This is a genomic window from Streptomyces sp. NPDC005423 (genome assembly GCF_040606415.1).
Classification (GTDB): Bacteria; Actinomycetota; Actinomycetes; order Streptomycetales; family Streptomycetaceae; genus Streptomyces.
The window spans coordinates 158,443-164,982 of sequence record NZ_JBEXET010000015.1; the positions used below are offsets into that span (position 1 = coordinate 158,443).

A 6,540-nucleotide genomic window follows, 5' to 3' on the forward strand; every position below is an offset into this window, starting at 1 on the left:
GACCGCGTCCGGGCGCGCGCGCCGGCTCCGCCCTGCCCCTAGGCTGGGCGGGTGCGTCTGCTGCTGCTGTCCGACACCCATCTGCCCAAGCGCGCCAGGGAGCTGCCCGCCCCGCTCCTGGCCCAACTCCCGCGCGCGGACGTGGTCCTGCACGCCGGTGACTGGGTCGACTCCGCCACCCTCGATCTGCTGGAGGGCCGCGCCCGCCGGCTCGTCGGGGTGTACGGCAACAACGACGGCCCCGGCCTGCGTGCCCGGCTGCCCGAGGTGGCGTACGCGGAACTGGGCGGTCTGCGGTTCGGCGTCGTCCACGAGACGGGCGCCGCGCAGGGCCGCGAGGCGCGCTGCGCCGCCCGCTTCCCCGGCCTGGACGTGCTGGTCTTCGGCCACAGTCACATCCCCTGGGACACCACCGCGGCCACCGGTCTGCGCCTGCTGAACCCGGGGTCGCCGACCGACCGCCGCGGCCAGCCGCACTGCACGTACATGACGGCGACGGTCGCGCACGGGGAGCTCACCGACGTCGAGCTGCACCGGCTGCCGCCCCGGAGCTGACCGGGACGCCCCCGAGCCCGCGGTAACTTACCGATGAGTCAGGAGTGTTGACAGTGTCCTGAACCCACCGGATTGTAGTGGACATGCCGAATATCCGGACGCGTCTCGTCGTTGTCCTGGTCCTCCTCTCCGGGTTCCTGTCCGTGGTGGGCGCCTCACCCGCCACCGCGGCCACCCCATCCGACTCCCTCTGGTTCGACGGTTCGCCGCTCACCGTGCAGAACGGCGGTTTCGTCGACGGCTACGGCCGTCAGGTCGTGCTGCGCGGCTACAACGTCTCCGGTGAGACCAAGCTGGAGGAGAAGAGCGGTCTCCCCTTCGCCTCGGTCGCCGACGCCAAGAAGTCCGCGACCGCGCTACGCGCCCTCGGCGGCGGCAACTCGGTCCGCTTCCTGCTCTCCTGGGCCCACGCGGAGCCCGTACGCGGCCAGGTCGACACCACGTATCTGGCCGCCGTCACCGACCAGCTGCGGGTCTTCCTCGACGCCGGAATCCGGGTCTACCCCGACTTCCACCAGGACCTCTACTCCCGCTACCTCTTCAACTCGGGCAGCTGGTACACCGGCGACGGCGCCCCCAAGTGGGCCGTGACAGCCGGAAGTTACCCTCAGGAGTCGTGCGGGATCTGCCTCTTCTGGGGGCAGAACATCACCCAGAACACGGCCGTGCAGAAGGCGCAGTACGACTTCTGGCACAACACCTACGGCCTCCAGGACGCCTTCCTCAGCACCGCCCAGTCGACCATGACGTACGTCCAACAGAACTTGACCGCTGAGGAGTTCGCCGGCGTCGTCGGCTTCGACCCGTACAACGAGCCGTTCGCGGGCAGTTACGACTCCGGCCAGACCAGCCGCACGTGGGAGCAGAACCTACTGTGGCCCTTCTACGTCAAGTTCCGCGCCCGGATGGACGCGGCGGGCTGGCAGACCAAGCCGGCCTTCGTCGAACCGAACCTCTTCTGGAACTCCAACATCTCCAGCCAGCAACAGGTGGGCGGCCTGCTCGACGCCGGCACCCTCGGCCCGCGCTATGTCTTCAACACCCACTTCTACGACCAGAAGGCCATCTCCGGCGTCCTGATGTGGGGCAACGCGGCCGACGGCCAGTACGCGACCGACTTCGGCACCGTCCGTGACCGGGCCTCCGCGGCCGGCACCGCGGCCGTCGTCAGCGAGTTCGGCCATCCGCTGTCGGGCACCGTGGCGGGCAAGGCGCCGACCGTCCTCAAGGCGATGTACCAGGCCCTCGACTCCCGTCTGCCGGGCGCGAGTTGGTGGTCGAACCCGAGCGGCTCCGGTCCTGTCCTCTCCGGCGACCAGTGGCAGTGGGACATCTACAACGGCCGTCACCACGAGCTGATGAACGACAACGCGAGCAAGGTCGTCACCTCCGGCGACGGCTGGAACGACGAGGACCTCTCCGCCGTGAACCTCAGCGACTCGGGCACCGTCACACTCCGTCAGGACGCCCGCCTCCTCGACCGCGTCTACCCCAGCGCGACCGCCGGCACGACGGTCGCCTTCACCTACGAGGACCGGTCCCGTGACGGCTCGACGACCCTGACCTGGAACCCGGTCCCCAGCACGCTGCCCAACACCGCCCAGTTGGCCGGCTCCGGCCAGTACGCCCTGCTCATGTGGCGCTCCGGCACCTCCACCGCCCCGACGGAACTCCACCTCCCGGCGTCCTTCCCCGCGGCGTCCACCACCGTCGTCTCCGACCTGGCCGCCGTCTCGGGTCTCCCGGGCTACACAGCGTCCACCCCGATCGGCTACGCGGCCGAACCCGGCGGCACCGGCAGCCACCGTCTCCTGCTCACCGCCACCGGCTCCGGGACCCTGCACTACGCCCTGATCACCAACGGCGCGTCGAGCCCGTCCGCGGCCCTGCTGACCGCGGCCAAGTCCGAACTCGCCACCTGGGCGGCCGCACACTCGTAGAAGGCGGGACGGCGCCGGTCCCCGCCCGGGACCGGCGCCACTGAGGCATACCTGACTCGCCCCCGGCCCACCCCCTCCGCGAGACTGTGTACACGACAGGCAGATTCCATGGGTGTGAGCGAGGCGAGCGGCAGTGACGGGCAGACTCAGGGCGCCGACGGGCCGCTACGGCGGCAAGTCCGCCGAGGAGCGGCAGGCCGACCGCCGCCGGCGCTTCCTGGACGCCGCGCTCCAGCTCTTCGGCGACACCCCCGGCTACCGCGCCGCCACCATCGCCGCCCTCAGCGAGGCCGCCGGACTCTCCACCCGCCAGTTCTACGAGGAGTTCCGCGGCCTGGAGGACGTCCTGGCCGCCCTCCACCTCCAGGTCAACGGCTGGGCCGAGGAAGCCGTGCTGGCCGCGCTCGGTGCCGTGGGCGACCTGCCACTCGGCGACCGCGCGACCACGATCTTCCGCGCCTACGCCGCGCACGTCACCGCCGACCCGCGCCTCGTCCGCATCACCTTCGTCGAGATCATCGGGGTCAGCCCGCGCCTGGAGGAACAGCGGCTGGCCCGCCGCTCCCGCTGGGTCGACCTGATCTGCGCCGAGGCGTCGGCCGCCGCCGAACGCGGGGAGGCGGCACACCGCGACTACCGGATCGCGGCGACCGGGTTCATCGGCAGCGTCAACGGTCTGCTCCACGACTGGAGCGCCGGATGGCTGGACGCCACCCTGGACGAGGTGGTCGACGAACTGGTCCGCCAGCTCCTGTGCATCCTGCGCCCGACGGGCCGGCTCCCGGAGTAGGGGACCGGTCCGCCGACGGCCAGCGCCAACTCCCGGGCAGAGCAGATGCGTTGAGGGTGCCTTCGCAAAGCCGCCGGGAGCGGCGGAGCGGACGCCCCCGGTGTCACAACCGTTGACTTCGGGTCCGGGCGGCCCTAGTTTCAGCGCGCCGTCACGTTCGGTAACCCGATCCTTGTTCGAAATATCGACAAAGGAGCCGCATGTTCCGCACCCCCCTGCTGCGTGTGCTCGCCCTGGTCGCCGCAGCCGCCGCCCTGTTGCTCGTCACCAGACCCGCGCCCCCCGCCGTCCCGCTCAGGGCGGCCCCCGTCGCCTCGGTGACCCGGCAGACAGCCGTGCCCACCGCCCCCATGGGCTGGGCCTCCTGGAACAGCTTCGCCTCGAAGATCGACTACAGCGTCATCAAGCGGCAGGTCGACGCGTTCGTCGCCGCGGGCCTGCCGGCGGCCGGATACAAGTACATCAACATCGACGAGGGCTGGTGGCAGGGCAGCCGCGACAGCTCCGGCAACATCACCGTCGACACCGCCGAGTGGCCCGGCGGGATGAGCGCCATCGCCGACTACATCCACAGCAAGGGACTGAAGGCCGGCATCTACACGGACGCGGGCAAGAACGGCTGCGGCTACTACTACCCGACCGGCCGCCCCGCCGCCGCGAACACCGGCAGCGAGGGCCACTACGACCAGGACATGCTCAAGTTCTCCCAGTGGGGCTTCGACTTCGTGAAGGTCGACTGGTGCGGCGGCGACGCCGAGGGACTCGACGCGGCGACGGCGTACAAGGCGATCAGTGCCTCCGTCACCAAGGCCACCGCCACCACCGGCCGCCCGCTCACCCTCTCCGTCTGCAACTGGGGCGATCAGAACCCCTGGAACTGGGGCCCGGGCCTGGCCCCGATGTACCGGACGAGCACGGACATCATCTACTACGGCAACGCGCCGTCCACGACGAACATGCTGTCCAACTTCGACCAGGGCCTGCACCCGACCGCCCAGCACACCGGCTACTACAACGACCCCGACATGCTGATGGTCGGCATGCCCGGTCTCACCGCCGCCCAGAACCGCACCCACATGGCGCTCTGGGCGATCTCCGGTGCCCCTCTGCTGGCCGGCAACGACCTGACGACCCTGACCACCGAGACCACCGGCATCCTCACCAACTCCGAGGTCGTCGCCGTGGACCAGGACCCGCGCGGCCTCCAGGGAGTGAAGGTCGCCGAGGACACGACCGGCCTCCAGGTGTACGGCAAGGTCCTGTCGGGCACCGGCAGCCGGGCGGTGACCCTCCTCAACCGCACCTCCTCCGCCCAGAACATCACCGTCCGCTGGTCCGACCTCGGGCTGACCACGGCGTCCGCCACCGTCCGTGACCTGTGGTCCCGCACCAACATCGGTACCTACGGCACGAGTTACACGGCGAGCGTGCCGGCCGGCGGGTCCGTGTTCCTGAAGGTCAGCGGCGGCACCGAGGCGCCGAGCACCAGCTACTCCGCCACCTCCACGGGCAGGTACACCGGCGTCAGCGCGACCGCCACCGGCCTGGACGTCATCGACATCGCCTACACCAACACCGGCTCGACCGCCGTCATCGGCACCCTCCAGGTCAACGGCCAGAACTCCACGACGGTCTCCTTCCCGCCGACCGGCTCGACTCCGGCCACGATCTCGGTCCAGGCGGGCCTGTCCAAGGGCTCCGCCACCACTCTTACTCTCACCGGCAGTTCACTCCCCGCACTGGGCGCCATCACCGTCACCCCACTGCCCGGCACCAACGGTTCCCTGGTCGTCGGCAAACAGTCCGGCCGCTGCGCCGACATCTACGACAACACCCTCACCAACGGCACCCAGGCCGAACTGTGGGACTGCAACGGCGGCCGGAACCAGGCGTGGACGTACACCTCCCGCAAGGAGCTCGTCGTGTACGGCGACAAGTGCCTGGACGCCTACGACAACGGCACCACCAACGGCACCAAGGTCGTCATCTGGGACTGCAACGGCCAGAACAACCAGAAGTGGACCGCCGGTTCGGACGGCACCCTCACCAACGTCAACGCGGGCCTGTGCCTGGACGCGTCCGGCGCGGCCACGGCCAACGGCACCCAGCTGATCCTGTGGAGCTGCGGCACGGCCGACAACCAGAAGTGGACACTGACGTAACCGCGTCCGTCTCCCGACCCGCCTCCCGCCGCCGTCCCGGCCGGCGGGAGGCGGCGGCCCCGCACCTCAGAGCAGCGACACCGTGACGAGACCCGTCGCCGCGAGCACGGCACACCCCAACAGGCAGCAGACGAGCAGACGTTGACGCAGCAGGCGGTACGTCAGCTCGTACTCGTCGCGCAGCTGCCTGCCCCGTTCGGCCGTGCGCTGCCACGACAGCCGGGTCAGTGCCAGGTACTCCGTCGCGAACTGCCGTGCCACCTCCTCGCGTTCCCCCTCCGTGAGCCAGTCGAGCCGGGCCGCGAAACGGGCGGCGACCGCACGGCCCTCCTGGCGGGCCGCCGCCAGCAGCAGATGCCCCTCGACGTCGTTGAGGAACTCGGCGGTGTCCAGGGGATGTTCCCCCATCGCCGTCACGGGGCGGTCAACTCCCGTTCGACGGACGTCATCTGCGGGTGGTGCAGGTCGAACGCCGGGGATTCGCTGCGGATCCGGGGCAGCGTGAGGAAGTTGTGGCGGGGCGGCGGGCAGGAGGTGGCCCACTCCAGGGAGCGGCCGTAGCCCCACGGGTCGTCGACCTCGACCTTCTCACCGTACTTGGCCGTCTTCCACACGTTGTAGAAGAACGGGAGCATCGAACTCCCCAGCAGGAACGAGAAGATGGTCGACACCGTGTTGAGGGTGGTCAGGCCCTCCACGGCCAGGTAGTCGGGGATCCGGCGCTGCATACCGTTCACGCCCAGCCAGTGCTGGACCAGGAAGGTGCCGTGGAAGCCGATGAACAGCGTCCAGAAGGTGATCTTGCCGAGGCGCTCGTCGAGCATCTTGCCGGTCATCTTCGGCCACCAGAAGTGGAAACCGGAGAACATCGCGAAGACGACGGTGCCGAACACCACGTAGTGGAAGTGGGCGATGACGAAGTACGAGTCCGACAGCGCGAAGTCGAGCGGCGGGGAGGCGAGCATGACGCCGGTCAGGCCCCCGAACACGAAGGTGATCAGGAAGCCGGTGGCCCAGAGCATGGGGGTCTCGAAGCTCAGTGACCCCTTCCACATGGTGCCGATCCAGTTGAAGAACTTCACGCCGGTCGGGA

6 protein-coding genes are annotated in these 6,540 nt (G+C 69.8%); 4 read left to right on the plus strand and 2 right to left on the minus strand.

Annotated features, from left to right (window positions below):
• The first annotated feature begins 51 nt into the window (after window positions 1-51).
• The 4 genes from ABZT12_RS18520 to ABZT12_RS18535 all read left to right on the plus strand — a co-directional run bounded on the left by ABZT12_RS18520 (window position 52) and on the right by ABZT12_RS18535 (window position 5,447).
• Complete coding sequence (locus ABZT12_RS18520) at window positions 52-555, plus strand: metallophosphoesterase (protein ID WP_356385002.1); 504 nt, start codon at window positions 52-54, stop codon at window positions 553-555.
• A gap of 83 nt (window positions 556-638) precedes the next feature.
• On the plus strand, window positions 639-2,495 hold the full coding sequence (locus ABZT12_RS18525) for a cellulase family glycosylhydrolase (RefSeq protein WP_356385005.1): 1,857 nt from the start codon (window positions 639-641) through the stop codon (window positions 2,493-2,495).
• Window positions 2,496-2,628: 133 nt separating this feature from the next.
• Window positions 2,629-3,285, plus strand: coding sequence for a TetR/AcrR family transcriptional regulator (locus tag ABZT12_RS18530; RefSeq protein WP_356385007.1), 657 nt, complete (start codon window positions 2,629-2,631; stop codon window positions 3,283-3,285).
• 200 nt (window positions 3,286-3,485) lie between these two features.
• Window positions 3,486-5,447: an RICIN domain-containing protein gene (locus ABZT12_RS18535; protein ID WP_356385010.1), complete on the plus strand. Its 1,962-nt coding sequence runs from the start codon at window positions 3,486-3,488 to the stop codon at window positions 5,445-5,447.
• Between the two features lie 66 nt (window positions 5,448-5,513).
• On the opposite strand, the gene ABZT12_RS18540 is transcribed toward ABZT12_RS18535, so the two are convergent.
• On the minus strand, window positions 5,514-5,855 hold the full coding sequence (locus tag ABZT12_RS18540; protein WP_356385013.1) for a hypothetical protein: 342 nt from the start codon (window positions 5,853-5,855) through the stop codon (window positions 5,514-5,516).
• Between the two features lie 5 nt (window positions 5,856-5,860).
• Window positions 5,861-6,540, minus strand: a 680-nt coding sequence (locus tag ABZT12_RS18545; RefSeq protein WP_356385016.1) for a cbb3-type cytochrome c oxidase subunit I, incomplete at its 5' end; no start/stop codon positions are given.